The following is a 20522-nucleotide window of genomic DNA, read 5'->3' on the forward strand; positions in this document are numbered from 1 at the left end:
CCCCCCTTATGTATACTTTCTAATGTTTTCAATAATTTTATCTGCAAACTCTATTGTGGAAGCAGTTCCACCCAAATCGGGTGTTCTCACCTTACCATCTACTAATGTGGCTTCTATTCCATCGACAATTAGTTTAGCCATTTCTGGATAACCTAGATGTTCTAGCATTAAGGAAGTGCTCCAAATTTGTGCTATTGGATTTGCAATGCCTTTATTAGCAATATCTGGTGCAGAACCGTGAATTGCTTCAAACATAGATGGGAATTTTTTTTCTGGATTAATATTTCCTGAAGGTGTAATTCCAAGTCCACCTGAAATCGCTGCACCTAAATCTGTTAAGATATCCCCAAATAAGTTACTACCCACCACTACATCAAAGATTTCTGGCTTCGATACAAAGAAGGCAACCAATGCATCTATATGGTGAAAAATAGGTTCTATTTCTTTATAATCAATGCCAACTTCTTTCGCAACTTCATCCCAAAACGGCATGGAGAAATTAATGGCATTAGATTTTGTTGCAACAGATAACTGCTTAGAACCTCTTTTTCGTGCCAATTCATAAGCATATTTTATGACACGTTCACTTCCCATTCTTGTAAAAACACTATTCTGCACAACTACTTCATATGGAGTGCCAACATGCAAACGACCTCCACTATTTGAATATTCACCTTCCGTATTTTCACGCACTACGACAAAGTCAATATCTTCTATACCTTTATTGGCTAAAGGACTTTCAATTCCCTTTAATAATTTAATAGGTCTTAAATTTATATATTGTTGGAACTCTCTTCTTATCGGTAGGATTAACTCCCAAACGGAAATATGATCAGGGACTTCTGGTGAACCTACTGCACCGAATAGAATGGCGTCATATGGAGTCAATATTTCTATTCCATTTTCAGGCATCATACGCCCTGTTTCAAGATACCGTTTACAATTCCAATCATAAGAATCGATTTCAAAATGCAAATTTCCATGTATCTCCTCCACTACCTTCAAGACCTTGATAGCTTCCTTGATTACTTCTGGCCCGATTCCATCTCCTGGAATACTAGCGATTGTGTATTTCTCCAAACACGACACTTCCTTCCAAAATGACTACATACTACATATGATGTAGTAGATATAAATGATATCACCTTCTTCATTCCGTGTAAACAGAATATTTAATATAATCATGATATTGATAAAACTTAGGTGAAACTCTGTTTATCCGATATAATCTATAGAGAAGAAAGTAAACTCAACCGGAGGATTCACCCTATGCATTTTGAAAAACTAACAACTTCTGACAAAATATCAACTGAGATTGTCTCCGCCATAAAGGCAAAGCTACTAGACGGGACACTTAAAAATGGTGATAAACTACCCACAGAATCTGAAATGGTCGAACAACTTGGCGTTAGCAGGACACCAGTCCGGGAAGCTATAAAGATACTGGAATCGATCGGAGTCATTCAGATTAAGCGCGGTGAAGGCATGTACATCACCAATAACCCTTCCCATTTTTCCTTGAATCCCTTGATTTTCAGCTTGATCATGCACAGTAATAATACGCAGAAGCTGATCGAATTCCGTCAGCATTTCGAGATTCTTATGATTAATATCATTCGTACCAATTGGTCTGAAGAAAAGATTAAAAAAATTGAGGAAGTCTATCATAGTCAAGCCCAGCGGCTAAAGCCGGAGTTAAGCCCTGAAGAACTGGCAGTTATCGATTTGGAATTCCACTATGCGGTTCTTGAAGCAACCGAAAATGCATTTGTTATCGAGATTGGCAAAACCATTTACGAATTGTATAAGCCAAAAATGATTGCCTCCAAACAATCTAGCAGCATCGAGCGGACACTCCATACGCATAAAGCCTATTTGGACCTACTCTTCCGAAAAGACGCGGTTGTCAGTGAAAAACAGATCAATGATATGATCTTAAACAATCAGGAATGGCTCGAAGAGGAGTGAGATAAGGGTAGCTAGCCCCATTTCAATCCGAATAGTTATAGCCAAAAGAACACCAGTAGGGATATCAGTAGGAGCTTCTGAATAGGACTAACTTTCAAGTTTTAGGCTATTTAAAAATCAAGTTGTGTTAGTTACAAGGAGTAGTCAAAAGCATTGCATGGAAGTAAATTGAAGTGATTTAAACTATATATGTATATTGATCTGAATAATGATACAAAAAAATGCTCCTTCTGTGGAATAGATACTGATAACCAAATCAGTTCCCTATACTACAAATGAAGGAGCATTTTATATGAAAAGTGTAGACCAAGACATTGTTTTTCTTCAATATTTATCTTTGTTTCCTTAGTGCGTATTGGAAACTGAGTAAAGGTAAATAGATAGCTAAGTTTCTATTTCATTCCACAATAAACTTCATTCGGACATCATTCTTTAATGATTTATTGTCCTTGCTCTGTACTCCGGTAGTGATATTCAAATAATATTCCCCATAGTCCCAATTTGTTAGCGGTGCAATAAGTAGGTTCGTGGGTGTTGTTGGATCAACTGTTGTGGTGAACAAAGTAACTCGTTCACTTCCGTCAGATTTCCGTGACACGATGACATCCTGCGCGTAGTCTTTACCAAGAACAAGCTCTTGGTTGAATGACACGATGAACTCCTTCGTAATTGGAACAGTCATTTCTAAGAAATCACCTACAAACTGTGCACCCACAAGCCGGTCAGTCAATTTCTCAATATCTAATACACCATGTCCATAAAAAGAATCATACCCCAGTGCCCCAAAATCTTGAGCCGTCGTTTTCAATAAATCCTCAATCTCACTAGGCGATAACTGTGGTTTCAACGCTTTCATCATCGCCACAGTTCCTGAAACGATGGGTGCGGAAAAAGAAGTTCCTCCATCCTTATTATACGATTGCTTCGGGAACGTCGTAAGTATCCGTTCACCAGGTGCGACGAGATCTACATATTGATTGTAATTTGAAAAACTTGACCTACTATTATTTTCATCCACTGCTCCAACTGAGATGACATTTTCATATGATGCGGGATAAAAAACTGAATTCCCCTTTAGTGCATCATTCCCAGCGGCAGCAACGATAACGATTCCTGCACGGACTGCACGCTGAATAACTTCATTCTCTATTGCTGAAGAATTAGCACCTCCAAGACTTAGATTGATGACGTCGACTTTCTTTGCAATTGCGTACTCTAACGCCTTGATTATTAACGAGGTACTGCCTGTGCCACTACTACCTAGCACTTTAATAGGGAAAATCGAAATTTCAAACGGACCTGCAACCCCAGAAATACCTCGCCCATTCCCCGCTTCAGCCGCAATAACGCCTGCAACTTTAGTTCCGTGTCCATGTAGATCCGTCATCATTGTAGTATTCGCAAAAAAGTCATATCCACCTGGTTCAATCCGATTCTTCAAATCCTCATGATTCATGTCAATTCCAGAGTCAATTACTGCAACTACCACTTTGTTCTTTTGAGCCGCCACATGTTTCCACATACTTTCTGCCTTCACATGAGGAAGCCACCACTGGCTACTCGTATACGGATCATCTAGAACAGTAAGTAAATGACGTTCGTAGTTTGGCTCTACATATTCGATAGACGGATTATTTTCCAACTGTATTCTAATCGCTTCCATATCCGCATCATCCGAAAATGTCAAAAGCTCAACTTGTGGTGCAATTGATTCCATAGTCTCAACATCTTGTAGGATTTCCGTACTAGCCAACGAGCGATAATCACTCGAGTATTTGACAAGCAATTCATTTGTAGCATTTGTCGCTACATCGGCATGAATCGTCTTCATAGTTGGTAGCATCACGAATGATAGCACTAACAAAATGACCGCCATTACTCTAAATAATGTACTCCTCATATCTATCCCCCTTCCAATCCTCATCATCTATTTTTTGTATCAACTCTCTAGCTTTAGAAGAAATAACTCGTGTATAGCCAATGAAATGCGCTTAAACTATACGCCCAATGAATACAGCAAGCGTTCAGTTCTTTACACCCTGTTCTATCTTCTCTATGCGCCTATTATACCACCCTAACCTATCAACTCACGCAATCATCAGTAATTACTTGATTGTAAGCAAAGAAAAAAGGACCAACCATCGGCCCTTGTCACTTTTATCATGCCCATCTCTTAAAGCATATTCAACGAATCGCGTAAATGGTCTACAACTAGGTGCTGGTACCGCATTGTCGAACGTAAATCAGCATGCCCTAAAATGCTAGCGATGGTATGCTGCGGAACCGTGCGTATCGTTAAATGTGTTGCCGTACAGTGACGCAATATATGTGGAGTAATTAAAGAATTTAGCCCTGCTTGACTGGCAGTCCAACGAAGCTTATTGCGAATATCCGATGCACTGTGCGGCCGATCTGGACAACGCGTAGACGGAAATACGTAACCATGCTCCTCTAGATCATACTTTGCAAAATACTGTTCAAATAACCCTTTTTGACTGATCATGAAGGGGCAAATACAAATCCTTGCCCCCTTTACCTTCGGAAAATAAATGACGCGATCTGCCAAACGAACATGGCTTCTCTCTAACGTACGGACGGGACTTAAGCGCGAACCCGTATAATAGAGAACACTAAAAAGAAGATGATAGCGTGAATCCAATTGTTGCGCGGAACAGAGCTATCGCTACTATTTACGTCATTAAACCTACTAATGACCAGTCGAAATTGAACAGTCCGGAGAAAACTGAGAAGCCCACTGACAATAAGCCCCACCCCGCGGATTTGTAGACCGAAGCATTTCTTTCTAAAGCTATAAGTTCTAAAGATTTTAAAAGAATGTCTCCTCCAGAAGTGTTGCCTACAACGCTATTTGGGAAGATGAAATCTTTCCTTTCTTCAACAATCGGAGAAAGCAAATTAGCACGTAATTTTTACGGCGTCTACCGTCACCAGTCTATGCAAATGCTCAAGTTTAGTATTCATGAAGATAAAGCTGAGCTATTCGAAACACTAGCACTACGTATCTCAGTCCAAACAACGAAACACAAAATAGTAAAGAATCTTCCTGGTTATTACTTAGGTGTCTTGCGCGGACTCATCGACAAGGCATTATTTAGCGATGCTTTTATGGATTATGATGTAGCTGTTGAAGGGTTTTACTTTCGATAGAAAGCGCTTATAAACGGTTTTCTAACATACCAATCAACATCGTAAAATAGACTTATAACCATTGTAAATTAAGGAGTTTATCGATGGTTAGATGAGACCGTAACAGTCATATCAACAGATGACTAACACACAGCTCACAAGAATTTTTTGACCTAAAGACCTTTAACTAAAAGAAAAGTAATAGTTGCAAACTCGTTTACGACGAATCATCTACTTTCAAACGAGATGAACCGATAATCGAACCAATCACTAGTGAGGGCGACCGCGGTTTATCTTGCCGCCTTCCATATCGTAATCCCAATCACTCCGCTTCATGAGATAAGCGGAAGGTGCCGTACAGCTCCAACAATCATAAGTAGGTTTGCACAGTGGGCGTTTCCCACTCCCTTGTAACGAAAAAATTTATGACATAAGGAGTTGGCACCTGAAGTCTAGACAACAATCATACTATCTAATGATACTTTTCAAAACAAGCCGACGGTTCGCAAGCAATACTTACCATCAATAGCTACATCCATCGTAGCCAATTTCCTTCCACAACTGTTTGATAAAGAACCAGACTTATTGTCAGTACTACTTTGCGTACAAGCTGATACATAGTTAAAGATGCACTGTGCGTGACAAATGAAGGGTGCCTACGTTTGATATAAAGACAAATTGTTTGGTTGCCTGTGCAAGGTGAAATCGTCGTAATTCATCAACCATTATAAATATACAGTGAATAACCCAGCCAAAGTGAATAAGCTGAGCTCTGGTTTTTATCTTTCAATATTTCTACAATATACGGATTGGTTCCCCTTACCAAGATTGCTTTTTATATACTGATTCCAATGAATGACCATCAGCCTTAAGGATGCTCTTTATATAAGTCAGTTGGCTTCGGATTCGTTAATTTATTTTATTGAATCTCTTCCATCATCTGTATCGTTTTGTCAGTCAAGTGGAAGTTTCGTTGGTTGTTGGTTGGAAATGGCCGTGATCCTAACTTTTTATACTCCGCATAGGCTTTCTTCGCCTGCTCAATTTCCCCTATTTCGAGTAAATATTCGATATATCCTTCGTGTTTATAAGCATCGAAGGAGTCCAATTTAACTGCCTGTCTATACAGTACAAGTGTCTTCTGTGTATTTCCATCTTCCCGATACAATGAAGCCAATTGATAGATAGCATAGGCATGATGCGGCTCATATTGAAGACCCCTCTCTAAGTCAGTGATAGAACCTTTCAACGCAAGATTATACTCCATTTTATATGGATTCCATCTCAATGCCTGATTCACTTCTCCATTCACATATGCTTGTTCTGCCTGCTGAAAACGAAATGCATAAATGGAGCCAATCGTCATTACAATAAGCAAGAGTCCGGTTGAACCGTAGGTCAAAAATTTTTTATTGTTTATTGTGCTACCCTTTTTTGTGGTAGGCTCACCAACAGCTAGCACAAAAAAGTAGAAAAGAACAAAAACGAGCAATCCATAGGACAAAGTGAAGTCAAAAAAGCTATGTACGATGATTGCTAAAAAAGGAATGACATGGAGTGAGCGCAATCGAAACATTTGGTAAAGGGCTGATATAAACAAAACACCGATTATCAACAGGCCGATTAATCCAACTTCCATCCAACTTCCCATGATAGAGCTGTGGACTTCATGACTAATATAGGGGGAAGTCTGGACTTGATACATGAACGATTTCCATGCATTTCCGCCTGCGCCAAACCACAAGAATTGATCGGATGCGCGCCAAGCATCACTGATATACAAAAAGCGGTCTTCCAATGTACCGCTTCCCATAGCCAATCGACTTTGTAAAACGGTAGGCAACAGTTTAAATAATAAACCTTGAAACAAAATATCCAAAATCACAGCAGCAAATAAAACGGTAGCCCCCAACGGCATTAATAATTGGGACTTCCAGTGAAAGTTGAAATTTCCCCATCGCCCCATTACAACACTGAATACGCTACCTGTTATGACTGTAATTAAAATGTAAACCGCGGGATAGCTATTTAAAAGCCAGGAAAAACGATAGAGTACTATCGCCAACAAGCCGGAAGCAAGCATGGAGATTAGAAACAAAGACTGATCTTTCTGTTGCAACATAAATATTGATAGCAAGACTGCGAGTAGCAACACTAACAATGCCCCGCGCGATTCAGTCAACAGAATCAGCAAAAGGTAAGGCAACAGCGGCGCTAGATGGATGAACCTCCACTTCGGGGACGTTTGTTGGACAACTTGTAACCCATGGAATAGAAAGAGAGCTACGCATAGAATAGCGAACGCATTTGGATATTGGAGGAAAGAGCCAAGACGCATCCCTAGACCTGAAATATCTTCCGATAAAATCAGCCAAAAATGAGAAATCGAAAAAAAGCCTGCAATCCCTATATATGTACTAACCAAAATGACATAGCTGAATGAAGTGAAACTATTAGGTAACATCTGATTGTTGGCGACCTTCTGATTCGCTGTCAGCAATAAGAAGAAAAACGATGCATAGGCAGCCATTCGTATGAATTGAACCCATGTGTCGTTGGTCGATTCTAGTTGATGGAAAAAGGGTAGATACAGGAGGGGAATTACTGCTAAACAAGTAGCACTCCAATGCCACCTTTCTTGGCGAATAATTCTATATAAGACCGTTAAAATTGTCAATATAAAGAGTAGTAATAGGCTACTATAATATGGCTCTATCTCATACAATCCGCCTGTGAAAAAGAATAAAGCCATTGCTGTCGGGAACAGTAATAAATAATGCAAAATGAATCCTCCCTTTCTTTAAATAGTATACGACACATGATTATATAATACTATTGAACTAATTATTTACTTTAGAAATAAAGTACTGTATATTAGTAATAATTAACTGAAAAGGAAGATGCGACTTGAAGAAATATACTGGATTATTTTACATTATGGCAGTCATTTTATTTTTCTCACCTATCTTTTCCTCTATTGGACAAGCAGCGGAAGTTTCGCCGGTGAAATGGACTTATGAGTACGGTGAGCAGCATATTCAAAAACTTTTTGCGAACAAGGATGACTCCATTACTTTTTTAAAAAACAGAGACCAATCATTTGAAGAAGTCGGTTCTATTACGCAATCTGTCTATCATTTAGATTTAATGAGTATTGACAAAGATGGAAATCGTGGGGCTGCAACGCCGATTCAAGCAAATGGATATAGGTACATTGAAACAGAGCAAAGCAATCACTTATTAGTATATAAACAACAAAATAAAGAACAATCTGAATTTTCCTTGTACAATATGGATGGGTCTATAAAATGGTCAAAATCATTCCAATTAGGCAACGGGCTTACTTTTTCAGGTGATTTTGCAGGTAATGTCTATATAAAAAAAGAAAATGAAGGTACATTTGTAAAGGTTCATTTCGATGGAACTGTCCAAGAGGACTATATTGTCGGAGCAAATATTAATTTCGTTGAGAAAATAAGTTTTGACAATCAAAACAATGTTTATATAAATCATTCACATCTTGATGAAGAAGAATGGAATACAAATTACTTCAGTAAATTTGATTCCGACGGAAATTTAATTTATGAAAAAGAGAGTGAATTTGCCACAATGTTGAATGTGGATAAAAAAACAGGTTCCCTCTTTTTAAAAGAGCCACTCGACTATGAAAATGGTATTAGTCGAATTACGGTAATCGGTTCAAAGGGGGAAACAACACTTAGTCAGAATCTGAATACCTATTATCCGGCGACGGCATTAGGCAATCAGTATTTTTATATTTCTGCGAATGACAAACTCTATAAATACGATTTAACGTCTGGGGAAACAATATCCGGTAATTTAGAGTTTAACCATATTTATAAAGTAGATCAAGACGATAGTTTTTATAGGTTTGACCAGAATAAAATCATGAAATATGCATCTGATCTAACGCTCAAAACGACGATTTCATTGCCCGAGAATGACGAAACGAATTACAAAATTTTAGGAGAAGACTCAATCAATTTCCTACCGGTTGTCGGGGCAACCTGGATAAATCCCGATATTCGTTATCTTTCAAAATTATATTTGTACACACTTGAAGGAGAGTTGCTTTGGACACATGATATCGAGTCGTTAGAAGGGGTCGAAGTTTATACCGATTACTCCAAACAAACGCTTTACTTAACAACATATTCGTATAACAATGAGCCGAATCGACTGATTGCGTTTGACTTAACGAATGAAACTGAGCAGCCAGAACAAGATGGGTATCCAACTGACAAAGTATGGACTGTAACGTTTAATAAAGTGATAGATGCAAAATCTTTAAAAAATAATGACTATATTTATATTGAAACAGTAAGCGGAGAAAAATTACAAAATACCCTTACGCTAGATTCAACAAGTAAAAAAGTACAAATTGCTCCTCCAACAGGAAATTATACAGCAGGTGAATATAAAGTAGTCGTTAACAACCGACTTGTCTCTGAAGATGGAAAACAGCTGAAGCAAAATTATACAAAAGAATTTGAAATAAGTGCACAATAAAAGCAACAATACATTTCAAACACGATTAACACGATGCTGATGTACTCCAAATAATTTAGCCCCTCGATCAAGAAATCAATCGAGGGGCTTTTCATATTAGAATTGGCAGTTATCTACGTGGTTTGTCGCCGAGATTTTCGGCAAAGTACAATGTTGGATTATATAGTGTCCCGGGTAGGATTCACTGATCGAATCCAGCCCCCTTCCGAATTCCATTTTTTGAGCGAATTCCTTGTTCAATCTCCTCCAAACTTCCCCGACGAAATATATCTGTAAGGATGGAGGTTTTGACCAATACGTATTCAGATAACTTGTCACTAAAGAGCTATTTTTAATTTGTTGGATGATATATGACTTCTCCCATGGTGTTGATATATCCCCATTTATCTCCTAGCTTAATTCTAGATAATCCATTTTGAAAACTAATAGCCCTATCATATTGTTCTTTGATAATCATCTCGTTGTCTTTATTTATGAAGCCAAACTTTCCGTTTTTATCTACATTTGCTAATCCTTCTGAAAATAGATATGCATTTGTATACTGCGGTTCGATAACAAATTTTCCAGTAGTATCAATATATCCCCAAAGGTCACCTTTTTTAACACTCGCTAAACCTTCACCAAATCCATAAGCTAAGTCGAACTGGAAGTCTATAATCGTTTTTCCAGAAGTGTTAATGAAACCCCATTGTCCATTTTTCATTACTGGTAATAGCCCTTCTGCGAATCCTTCAGCATCTTCATACTTAAAATCGATTACAACTTTATTTGCTTTATCGATATAACCCCATTTTTCATTAAGTAGTACTGGCGCAAGTCCATTTGAAAATGATTTTGCTCGGTCATATTGAAATGGTATGACTGTATCTCCAGTTTTATTTATATATCCAGTTTTCCGATTTTGATTTTGAACTTGCGCTAGCCCTTCTGAAAATTCACCAGCAGCTTTATACTTAAAATCAATACTAATATTTCCTTGCTTATCGATATAGCCCCAACTCTCTTTATCTACCGCGACCGCGGCAAGGTCTTCGGTTTCATTATAGAGATGATTAGATGCATCCACATATTTTGGAGTAATTATTATTTCTCCACTTTTATTCATATAACCATATTTCCCGCTTACTTGGATAACATAAAGCGGATTATTTGTTTCTTGTACACTTGCTTTCACTGTGAATTTCATTGTAGTAGGCTGATTTAGATACTTACCACTGAGTGATTTCACTTTATTATTTATAGAAATATCATAAGTCTGACCACTTTCCCAACCAGAAGTAGGTGGCTGGATTACAATTTTTTTAAAGATGAGGGGTGTTGAACCACTCTTACATCTTGAATCTGACTTACCCCTTCGTAAGATTTAGTCACATATACGTTCTCATTTGCAGTGTCTAGATTGACTTCGTGATTAAATGTTACAACCCATTCTTTATCCAAAGCTACATCTGTATGAGTAGGGAGATCCTTCCAGACATCACTTGTAAACAATTGTAGTTCATCGTCGCTTTTCCTAGTAGGCTCTGTTTCTTTTGATTTAACATTAATACCATATGCGAAAAATTCATTGTCTGCAAATACTTGTATCGGTCCTATGAAGGATAAAAATAAAATTGTTGTTATGATAACTTTAACTAAACTCTTCAATTTTTGGGACTCCCTTTAAAATATATTTGTCTTAATGAATTAATTTAACATTTACCTATTATAATTTAACTAACTGTAACTCCGATTATTTAGACATCCAAAACTAAATACTTTTCATTACTTACCTCTTTCTTTTCGGATCGTTCCAATCTTTTTATCGCTTCCATCGTCTTTTCTAATCGTTCCCGCTGGGAGTCCCTGTTTCTTTTCAAAAGTTCCAACAGTACAATCGCTTCTAGTTTTCCGGGTCATTATTTTCACCCCCTCCCCATTTATCTATTACTTTACACTATTCCTACTATTAATCATTTAACAGCCCTATAGTCCGTAGGTCAAAATACTAAAGTGCAGAAAAATTCTATATTCCAATTATTAGCCACGGTAAATACTATAAATATATGCTAAATTTATTTGGAATCTTATTCTAGAGCTTAAGAAGCTAGTGAAACTTGCTCCGTTTCGTCATAGTACCCTTTCTCGCTGTAAACAGTTTGATTTTGAATCGATGTAGGCAGCTTGTTTATCTTTAAGCTTTTGTCAACTATGCTTTGCGGGATTCCAAGCTTAAGTGCAATTTGTCTTTGGGATAAATCTTCTACGTCTTTCAAAGGTTTGATAATCAAATATAGCTTGAACAGTTACTTTAAATTCGCCCAAGAGGACATAACAATGCCGGGAATTAAAGATTGCTACTTCAAATATAGTTTTCAACACCAGAAAAAATTAAGCCTACAATAGTGAATGTAGGCTTAATTTTTATTTATAAATTGTCAAGTTAATTCGAACACAGCAGCTGATTGAAATTCAAAATAAATTTCATGACCCCATTTTGAGTCAACTTGGTGATGTCTATTCCTTTCCGATATGTGCGTCGAATCCAACCCTTTTTGGCTTTTTCTGTCCCTAAACCATATTTCACATGCTTAGCTTCCTCTTTTCGACCTGATTTACTTCTACAAGGCTTCCAATGTATACACAACAAAGGAATTGGCGAATCGCACTATTCTAGAAAGTTATGGAATTGCCGTTTAACTTTCTCTTCCATCTAATCTTTTTATTATCATTTCAGTTTAATTATCGTCATCGGAACATTACTTCCATAAAGTACAATCACATCGTCAACCAACAGACTATGTCTGGAGCTAAAATCATTATCTACTTCGTTTATTGGAGGATTCTTCAATTGAAGAAGTTGGCTAGTCTTTCCAGATTTGATATCATATTTCATGTATTGACCCTTTTTCGTATAAACAACACTATCGTGGTTGATGGACGGGAAGTATACATTTGCGATGACGGATTTCCCATAGATTCCTCTTTCAACCACCGTTTTTAACTCACCAGTTTCCAAGTTATATAAATAGACTCCGGAGTTTTCCAACACCATCCATTGACCCGCTACTTGGTAGTTGACCGGATTCATGATTTTACTCGGCACATCTAATTTGCGCTGTTTTCCAGTTTTTATATTATACGCATAAAATCCTTGGTCCAAGGGCGAAAGTACTGTTGTTGGAGAGGGCATTGTAATCTTAATACCATTCCGAATAATAACTGTTCCGTATTCAAGCTCATAATTTGGATGGCCGCTGTAAACCAACTCCTTACCATTCCAAGGGTTTGATGTGTTGGAACCACTATCATAATATAAAGGAATCATTTTTTTTTCCCACATCATATATATAACGTTGAGTTACGGTAGCTCCTGCGGCATTTTTCGTACCCACTTGCAGCTGAGCTAAGAACGTAACATATCTCCCGTCCTTCGAAATGTTGGAGGTACGACAAGTATCATTATTGGGACATTTTATCTCTTTTAACTTTTTTGTATCCAAATCATACAGGACTATTTTTTTTGAATCTGTTGATATCCATGAGGCCATATTTCCCCCCATAGAGGGATTAAGATCTGACCCGAGCACTGCAGAAACTTTGTTTGTCTCTAAATCAATTATTTTGTGTTTATGATCATACTCGAAAATTAAATAACGTCCCCCTTGATACGCAACATTCCTTACTGATCCTGCCGGTGCATCCGTGTCCTCCCTGTGTGCTCTAATGGAAGCAGGGAGCGGTACCCATCTTTCTAATGGCTTCAGAGATTGAACCTTTCCTTTCGTCTGGTGAATATCCACTTTACTAACTGAGTCCTGCTTCGTTTTTACATCTTTTACACTCTCATCTATATGAATATCCGGTTTAAACGTTCCATCGGGATACCCTTTGATAATTTCCTGTTCTGCCTCCGATTTAATTGAATTCAATGATACCGTTTCTTCATTTATATCATTGAAGTATGCTTGTTCTGCAGTCGCTTTACTTAATAAAAATGAATTACCTATCGATATAAGTAGAATAGTAGTAAGGAATATCTTCAGCGTATTAAATTTACAATTAATTTCCCCCAATTCCTAACATCCCCTTTTTATTGTTAAAATGATCCATTGTTAATAGTATAGAATGGATCAAGATATAAGGCTATGTTTTTCAGATACTAGCTCGACTGCTAGTGGTGTGTTTTGCAAGATAAAAGTGCAGAAGATTGCAAAGGAAAATACACAAGCCTGCCAGCCTTCAAATCAGTATTTATTTCTGACGTGATAAAGCGTTTGTTACTCTAAAACTATCTCCTGTAAAATTCAAAATATGAGCATGATGTATCACTCGATCTACCAATGCAGCAGTCAATCTAGAATCGCTAAAAACACGATTCCATTGGCTAAATTCTAAATTTGAAGTGATAATTAAACTTTTCTGTTCGTACCAATCCGAGATGAGCTGAAAGAGGAGCTCTGCTCCCTCTTTATTGAATGGAACGTAACCCATTTCATCCAATATAATTAAATCCACATTTTTAAAGCGGCTTCTAAACTGAGATAGCTTGCCATCTCGCCATGCTCTTTCGAGCGCTTCTCCCAAGTCAGAAACTCTATAAAAGCGAACCTCTAAACCTTGCTTACAGGCCTCATATCCAATACCGGTCGCTAAATGAGACTTTCCAGTTCCAGGAGCACCGGTTAAAATTAAATTTTCATTACGGCCTATAAAACTTAGTGTACATAGCTCATGCGAGTCAATGTGAGCGGGGAAATGAATCTGTTCTTTCCATTGAAATGATGAAAGTGACTTCTTTTGATGAAATTTCGCCTGCTTTATTAACCGTTCGACTTTCGTTTCTTCTCGCAGCTGAAGCTCTTTTTGAAATAAATCATCTAGAAATTGAGTTGGATTTTCATATGATATACCAGAATAAATATCGTTGACATGAGCTAAACGTAAAGTTTTACACATAGTATCTAAATTTGTAGTCAACGAACCTCACCTTCAATCTCTGGTGCTTTCTGAAGCTGATCATACTTGTTCCAATCAACGTCATAAGGGTGTGCTTCCGGGTCTTTTAAAGCGTCTGTTTGTCCATTCAATAGCTCATAAAACTCATTATTGATTTCATTCATATCATGAGTGGCTAGTAGTGCTAGTACCCAATTTATGCGTTCCTTACGAATCGAAAGATTCGAGATATTAAAGTATTCATATACTCGACCTGGAAGATAAGTTGAAAAACGAGAATAGGGTACTGAACGCGGCTTACTTAACCACGCTTTTAAGATGGATTTCCACGGAATCTCACGATTCTTGTGCATATACGGACGATTATCTTCATACAAGACTTCTCCATGTGGAGATAGTACCTTGAATCGATTCCAATATTTTACGATAGATAAACCTGTATAATTGTAAGCTTTCGGAACATAGACTTTTACTTTGTCTAAAGTGATTTCTCCATATTTATTTGCTTTCACTTTTTCTTCTTTGAAAACAGGATACTCTTCTTCAGGTAACTCCAAAAGATATTGATGCTCTTCCTCCAATAGCTCTTGTAACGGTACTTGTTTTTTATAGTGTATGCGTTGACGATCCGTTGTAAGCTGTTGTTCAAGTAGCCGGGTTAGATGTTCCAAATCCTCTATGACGGGTGCTGGAGTTATGAAATTATATCGAACGTAGCCGACTTTATTTTCTACACTTCCTTTTTCGTTGCCGGAATAAGGATTACAGGCTTGGGGTTCAAATCCATAATGATTCGAAAAGTGAAGAAATTCATCTGTGAATACAGCCTCCTCATTTCTGTTCCTTGGTTTAATGACGGCTGTTTTCATGTTATCAATACGGATTTTCTTAGGAATCCCTGCTAGTTGTTTGAATATCATTTTCATGCCATGTAAAAGACACTCTTGATTTTCCGCCGGTAATGGAATTACATAAGCAGCGTTGCTAAAGGGAAGAGACATGACTAGGCAATGGATGTCTTTATATTTTCCATCTTGAACAGCTTGCATCAATCCAAAATCTAATTGTGCCTCAGCGGGAGGGTGGATTAAGCGCTCGTAGTTTTTATCTTTAGTCTCATCTTCAACATCTTCTCTTCCTTCGCGCCATTCTTTAATAAAATATGAGACAGTCCGGTAGGACCCCCTAAACCCCATTTCTTGTAAGGCAGAAAAGATTCCTTTGTTATTCCTTCTTTCTTTTCTTTTGAGCTTTTGATCTTCCCAAAGCCAATCTCCAACAATTTCTCCCCATTTTTGTTCATACATCATTCCTGACTTTTTTCTTTCTATTTCTACAGGCAAATCATCTTCATCTGCATACTTTTTAGCAGTTCTCCAATTGATTCCAAGAGTTTTTGATATGTGATTAATAGATAATGATTTCTGATTCCTCATTAATTTGATACAATTAATTTCAGGCATTGCCAGCATTCCTTTCAACCTCCACTGATTTGATTCGACACCAATACAGTAGAGAAATTTTGGAAGGCTGGCAAGCCTTTTTTTGTTGAAACTTGTGTTGCAACGTTATGTACTTTTCCTTTGCAATTCTATGTACTTCTATTTTGCACTACACAAGTGGTTAATTATTCAAGAAAGTCTGTTCAAATTTCTTCTTTAAAGTTATATCTCCCTACTCCATTTACTTAATTTATCTAAATTAACCGATTTATATAGATTTAATGCTGAAAGATCCGACTAAAAATTTACACTAGGTGCAGATATTAACATTTTTTTGCAGAGTATATAAATCTCTACTCCTTTATATTTCTAAATTGTCGTACAAAAGCGTATCAACTTACCTCCTTTTAATCCTAAATGCTCTTATCAGGATTAAAAACATTGTGAATGTCCGAAAGCATTCAAGATCCTTCTTATATCCATCGCCGTTACAAATGTTCAAAAAATAATTGTTTGTTTTCATCGTTTTTAAATGTATATCCGCTCATTTCATTCTTCTAGATCTTTTATACCAATTATAATGCCCACTGTTGGAGATTAGCTTTTTGGGGGTAAGTTCGATTACCGATACAAAACTTACTGTTAAGTTATTAGTAGCTGTCGATTCTGCAACTACTGATAACTTCTCTATACCTGCTATGACAATTCTAGGTGCAACATTTAGCACCATAAAAAAGAAGTACAACTACAAGTGAGTGGTGCTGAGATTGCTAAAGAATACACACTGACAGCTACTAGTCTTAAAGTGAATGCCGGAACGTAAGCTGACTTGTTTTCTAAATTTACAATGCCAAACGCAGTTTCACTTTACCAAACATCTTTGACAACTGCGAATGATAGAACGACTATTAAAGCAGACGGAAAAGAAAGCACACTTGTTACTTTCAAGTTGACAGATGTAGTAGGTAATGTAATTACAGATGCAAGTAATGTAGATGTAGCATTCACATCAACTTTTGGTAACTTTACTGAAAAACGTGTTCCTCTTCAAAATGGTTTAACTTCAGCATTGCTAACATCTGAGTCACTTTCATCTGATAAAACAGTGTTGATCAATGCAAAGGTTGTAGATGCTACAAACCGCAACCTAATCATCTTAAAAGCCGAACGTAACATTCTGAGGGGTCCAAATCCTGATACAGGACAAGAAGAAACAGTAGGTGCAACGTTAACTGATATTTCAGCTGATCAAGCAGACCGTGTTACTTTGTACTTCAAAAAAGACGTTAAGGTATATGGCTTTGCAGTAGCTTGTTCAAGCGAGTACAATGCAGCAAAAGCAACTGTTTATGTTTATACAAATGTGCCAAACAGTAATACGGTTTATACATTACTGGCACTTACGCTCTTTTGGTGAATCAATCTATTTCGTTCCTTTATTAGGTGTAGGAATTATTTTAATATAGTTAAAATTCATAAAGAACGCTGTTTTTCAGTACTTGAAATCCTGCTCATCCATACATCAATCGTTTGATTGTTTTTAATCACTCGACATGCCCTTCTACCTGGCCGTTACTCCATAGCTCCTGAATACTCAATATGACAGCACTCATATCCTGTTGGATACCACGGATGAAAGCTTGTAATAAAAGGATAGTCAATTTGTTCATATATCTCTAACCAATCTACTAATTTCCCACTTCTCTTTTCCGCAAATAAGTTTCGGAAGGTTTGAACGAGTTCATCGAGTTCTTTGATTTTTGGAAATCCCTTTAAAAGTGTGGGATGCAATTGATGAATTCGTTCCATATGATCACCTTTTTTGAAATCCCAAATCACCTGAATGATTTTCTGTCATAATGAAAATGCATTCGCCTTGACTCGAACAGTGTTGTGTCGTTCCGGATTCATCACAAAGCCACATGTGGAGTAGAATCTGAAATGGGTAAGTCATCAACATGAAGGTAGTAACGGTTGTACGCACAACAAGACATCTTCTGACAGGAAGGGCATAGTGCTTATGATGAATCGACTTCAACGATAAAAAGAGTTCTTCATTTGTACGTTCCTCATGAAGGACGTGAACATTTTCGTCTAAATTAAATATTTTCATCTCATTCAACAAACTTTCCGTTTTAGAATTCCTGTCTCCGGAAAAAGTTGCAAAGATACACTCACCAAAAGAACTTAAGAGCTTTAATATTAGTCAAAAATAATAAAAGGTGAAACAAGTTCGCTTTTGAACTTGTTTCACCTTTTTATCAAAATTCATATTAGGATATTTATTCATAATTGCAGCTTACGTGAATGACAACCACTATTAATGAAATTGTATCAATCGATACTAAGTACTTCGAAAACTGCAGCACTCGATTCTGGTTGTTGCAATGTTACATTCCCATCTTTGTCTACAATAACCTGTCCGATATCAACACTAGCAGGTTCTCCGTGTTGTTCAAGTAGTTGTAAAGCCCCACTAAGACTTCCGCCGCTTCCCGCTTTTGCATCGAGAAAGTCTAGTAACGTGTAAACTTTACCATTTGATGACTCAATGTACTTCACAGATGTGCCTTGCAAAAATTCTGCCTTCCCAGCTTTCATATCTAGATACGTCCCTAGATCTATGGCATAAAGTACGCCATCCTTTTCGATAACGTAGTCAGTAACAGACGCGGCACTTGCTTCTACCGGTGATACAGCGATTACCACTGGGATTATTGCTGCAGCTGCTAATACCATAGTCAACGTTTTTGCAGTAGTTGATTTATTAAACATTTAGTAAGCCCCCCATTCTTTTTTACCGAATATACTCATCATACAATATATATACATTCACTTCAAACTAAGTTTACAACACTACTATTTCCCTGCTAGGATACCTGATTCAACTTCAGACAATGTATGTTTGATACTTGAAATTTGACCACTGTAAACGTCGGGATTAAACTTATTAATTTTCAATTCATATGCCATATCTCCAACAGTAATTGTATAACCTTGGGCATCTTTTAGACCTGCCGGGAGGTTTTCTACCACTATAACAATTCCCCATGTATACGTAATTGTATTATCCTGTACTTCGTAAGTAGTTTCGGATAAAGTATTTAATATTACCTCGCTCTGTGTCATTTAATATCTTGTCCTTTCTTATCAACCAATCATACTCTACAATACAAGAGTAGTTTATAGTCACTCAATTGATCCTATTGTTAAGTTATGAATCATCTTATATTATACACTGTTCACACAGCTTGCTCAATTATAAATAAGTTACAGTGAATTGATACTAATCTGTTCTTTTCACAATACCTGCTTCCACTTCTTCTTTTGTGTGTTCAATACTCGATATGTGGCCATTAAATACATTTGCATTAAATTTATTTAATTTCAAGTCATATACTTTAGCGCCAATTGTTATCGTGTAGCTTTCAGCTTCCTTTAATCCATTTGGTAGCTGGTCATGTTTCAGTACTACTCCCCATGTATCCGTGTCGGTATTATCCTGCACTTCGTATGATACTTTAGGTAGTGAATTTAATACCGTCCCCCGTACTTTTTCTTTTTTACCCACAATTGTTTCGTTATCTTCTTTAAATCCCTGGACTTTTACTGAATCTTTTCCTTTGTTTTCCGCCTGAGTCCTTTCTTCGCCTTTACCCGTTGGCTCACTTTCGGTAGACTGCTCAGAGTTTGTCTTACTAGTCCCAGCCTCATCTAGTTTTCCTTCATTTACATCTTGCTGACCTTCTGCAATTCCTTTTTGTTCTCCATCTACAGATCCATTCTTTTCTTTATTATTCATTGTTACGATTCCTGCAATTAGCACTACAACAATTACTGCGATGATGGTTATTACTATTGTCTGTTTTCTATTCATTCTTCTAGCCCTTCTTTCAAACGCGTTAACGATTTACTTCATTACCAATTTTAACTGATTTTCTCTAAATATGATAGGAAGGACATCCTTGTTCTGTTAGTTAGCCAAACATTTCAATATAGAATGTGTCCCTCCATGTTGTTAGCTTTCCACATCCCCTTATAACGTAGGTGCTCGCTCTTGCCAGAGGTCCTCTCCACCACCATAGGTATAGGGATACTCGCGCACGGAACGCAATTGATTCTTTCATCAAGCCCTACTCATATCTTTGCGGCCCAGCCTATCAGTTGCCCCGACCACCTCTGGTTGGATTTCGGTTACAAAATGGTACTATGAGAACTTTCAGCCGACTTTACCTGCCGCACAATAGTTGTGGAAACTAAAATCCTTTCAAAGTAAGATAAGATAGCACTCTTCATCACCTGCCGTGGATGAACAATACTCGCAATCAAACTACCTATGCGGAAACTATTAACAGACGTTGGCCGGTTCTTTACATCTAAATCTATGACAACAAATACTCCTAATCCAACTCCCTAAGGTTCTGCTTAAACAGGTTGTAACCATCTTTTCATTTCGAATCGCAATGGAAATTAGGGCTTCAATCATTGATTCAGGAT

Annotated in this window: 21 protein-coding genes; 5 read left to right on the forward strand and 16 right to left on the reverse strand. The window is 37.3% G+C overall.

Annotated features, from left to right (window positions below; translation table 11 throughout):
* Nucleotides 1-6 precede the first annotated feature (6 nt).
* A complete protein-coding gene (locus tag MKX62_RS03955) occupies nt 7-1080 on the reverse strand; it encodes a tartrate dehydrogenase (RefSeq protein ID WP_340740800.1) in 1074 nt (357 codons plus the stop codon).
* A 189-nt stretch (nt 1081-1269) separates the two neighbouring features.
* Between MKX62_RS03955 and MKX62_RS03960 the strand changes: the two genes are divergently transcribed.
* Nucleotides 1270-1968, forward strand: a complete 699-nt coding sequence (locus tag MKX62_RS03960) for a FadR/GntR family transcriptional regulator (protein WP_340740801.1) — start codon at nt 1270-1272, stop codon at nt 1966-1968.
* A 397-nt stretch (nt 1969-2365) separates the two neighbouring features.
* Here MKX62_RS03960 and MKX62_RS03965 read toward each other — a convergent pair whose 3' ends face one another.
* Nucleotides 2366-3868 carry a S8 family peptidase gene (locus tag MKX62_RS03965; RefSeq protein WP_340740802.1) on the reverse strand — a complete coding sequence of 501 codons (1503 nt, stop codon included), beginning with the start codon at nt 3866-3868 and terminating at the stop codon, nt 2366-2368.
* A 273-nt stretch (nt 3869-4141) separates the two neighbouring features.
* The gene (locus MKX62_RS24405) at nt 4142-4627 is read right to left on the reverse strand and encodes a tyrosine-type recombinase/integrase (protein ID WP_445683518.1); all 486 of its coding nucleotides are present in this window, start codon (nt 4625-4627) and stop codon (nt 4142-4144) included.
* 176 nt (nt 4628-4803) lie between these two features.
* Here MKX62_RS24405 and MKX62_RS03970 point away from each other — a divergent pair, with 176 nt between their 5' ends.
* A complete protein-coding gene (locus MKX62_RS03970; RefSeq protein WP_340740803.1) occupies nt 4804-5136 on the forward strand; it encodes a hypothetical protein in 333 nt (110 codons plus the stop codon).
* A gap of 898 nt (nt 5137-6034) precedes the next feature.
* Here the strand turns inward: MKX62_RS03970 and MKX62_RS03975 are convergent.
* On the reverse strand, nt 6035-7897 hold the full coding sequence (locus tag MKX62_RS03975) for a hypothetical protein (RefSeq protein ID WP_340740804.1): 1863 nt from the start codon (nt 7895-7897) through the stop codon (nt 6035-6037).
* 125 nt (nt 7898-8022) lie between these two features.
* Between MKX62_RS03975 and MKX62_RS03980 the strand changes: the two genes are divergently transcribed.
* On the forward strand, nt 8023-9645 hold the full coding sequence (locus tag MKX62_RS03980; RefSeq protein WP_340740805.1) for a hypothetical protein: 1623 nt from the start codon (nt 8023-8025) through the stop codon (nt 9643-9645).
* A gap of 331 nt (nt 9646-9976) precedes the next feature.
* Here MKX62_RS03980 and MKX62_RS03985 read toward each other — a convergent pair whose 3' ends face one another.
* From MKX62_RS03985 to istA, 7 genes are all read right to left on the reverse strand, one after another.
* Nucleotides 9977-10831 carry a WG repeat-containing protein gene (locus tag MKX62_RS03985; RefSeq protein WP_340740806.1) on the reverse strand — a complete coding sequence of 285 codons (855 nt, stop codon included), beginning with the start codon at nt 10829-10831 and terminating at the stop codon, nt 9977-9979.
* A gap of 104 nt (nt 10832-10935) precedes the next feature.
* The gene (locus MKX62_RS03990) at nt 10936-11292 is read right to left on the reverse strand and encodes a hypothetical protein (RefSeq protein WP_340740807.1); all 357 of its coding nucleotides are present in this window, start codon (nt 11290-11292) and stop codon (nt 10936-10938) included.
* Nucleotides 11293-11409: 117 nt separating this feature from the next.
* Nucleotides 11410-11544: a hypothetical protein gene (locus MKX62_RS03995; RefSeq protein WP_340740808.1), complete on the reverse strand. Its 135-nt coding sequence runs from the start codon at nt 11542-11544 to the stop codon at nt 11410-11412.
* 808 nt (nt 11545-12352) lie between these two features.
* Entirely contained in the window at nt 12353-12952 is a 600-nt protein-coding gene (locus tag MKX62_RS04000; protein WP_340740809.1) for a hypothetical protein, read from the reverse strand.
* Nucleotides 12933-13700 (reverse strand): S-layer homology domain-containing protein, encoded by a 768-nt coding sequence (locus MKX62_RS04005; protein ID WP_340740810.1) that lies wholly within the window; start codon nt 13698-13700, stop codon nt 12933-12935. The genes MKX62_RS04000 and MKX62_RS04005 overlap by 20 nt, the downstream gene beginning before the upstream one ends.
* Nucleotides 13701-13878: 178 nt before the next feature.
* The gene (gene istB, locus MKX62_RS04010; RefSeq protein WP_445683545.1) at nt 13879-14583 is read right to left on the reverse strand and encodes an IS21-like element helper ATPase IstB; all 705 of its coding nucleotides are present in this window, start codon (nt 14581-14583) and stop codon (nt 13879-13881) included.
* Nucleotides 14584-14600: 17 nt separating this feature from the next.
* A complete protein-coding gene (gene istA / locus MKX62_RS04015) occupies nt 14601-16055 on the reverse strand; it encodes an IS21 family transposase (protein ID WP_340740812.1) in 1455 nt (484 codons plus the stop codon).
* Nucleotides 16056-16630: 575 nt separating this feature from the next.
* Between istA and MKX62_RS04020 the strand changes: the two genes are divergently transcribed.
* Together MKX62_RS04020 and MKX62_RS04025 are read left to right on the forward strand one after the other, a co-directional pair.
* A complete protein-coding gene (locus tag MKX62_RS04020) occupies nt 16631-16780 on the forward strand; it encodes a hypothetical protein (protein WP_340740813.1) in 150 nt (49 codons plus the stop codon).
* A 74-nt stretch (nt 16781-16854) separates the two neighbouring features.
* A complete protein-coding gene (locus tag MKX62_RS04025; protein WP_340740814.1) occupies nt 16855-17442 on the forward strand; it encodes a hypothetical protein in 588 nt (195 codons plus the stop codon).
* A gap of 155 nt (nt 17443-17597) precedes the next feature.
* Here the strand turns inward: MKX62_RS04025 and MKX62_RS04030 are convergent, their stop codons facing one another.
* The 5 genes from MKX62_RS04030 to MKX62_RS04050 form a co-directional block, all read right to left on the reverse strand.
* Complete coding sequence (locus tag MKX62_RS04030; RefSeq protein WP_340740815.1) at nt 17598-17834, reverse strand: hypothetical protein; 237 nt, start codon at nt 17832-17834, stop codon at nt 17598-17600.
* 525 nt (nt 17835-18359) lie between these two features.
* Nucleotides 18360-18800, reverse strand: coding sequence for a hypothetical protein (locus tag MKX62_RS04035; RefSeq protein WP_340740816.1), 441 nt, complete (start codon nt 18798-18800; stop codon nt 18360-18362).
* 84 nt (nt 18801-18884) lie between these two features.
* Complete coding sequence (locus MKX62_RS04040) at nt 18885-19154, reverse strand: hypothetical protein (RefSeq protein WP_340740817.1); 270 nt, start codon at nt 19152-19154, stop codon at nt 18885-18887.
* 157 nt (nt 19155-19311) lie between these two features.
* The gene (locus tag MKX62_RS04045; RefSeq protein WP_340740818.1) at nt 19312-19902 is read right to left on the reverse strand and encodes a hypothetical protein; all 591 of its coding nucleotides are present in this window, start codon (nt 19900-19902) and stop codon (nt 19312-19314) included.
* Nucleotides 19903-20219: 317 nt separating this feature from the next.
* Nucleotides 20220-20411 carry a hypothetical protein gene (locus MKX62_RS04050; protein WP_340742541.1) on the reverse strand — a complete coding sequence of 64 codons (192 nt, stop codon included), beginning with the start codon at nt 20409-20411 and terminating at the stop codon, nt 20220-20222.
* Nucleotides 20412-20522: the final 111 nt, after the last annotated feature.

The sequence above is a fragment of the Sporosarcina sp. FSL K6-5500 genome (assembly GCF_038005665.1).
In the GTDB taxonomy this organism is placed as follows: Bacteria; Bacillota; Bacilli; order Bacillales_A; family Planococcaceae; genus Sporosarcina; species Sporosarcina psychrophila.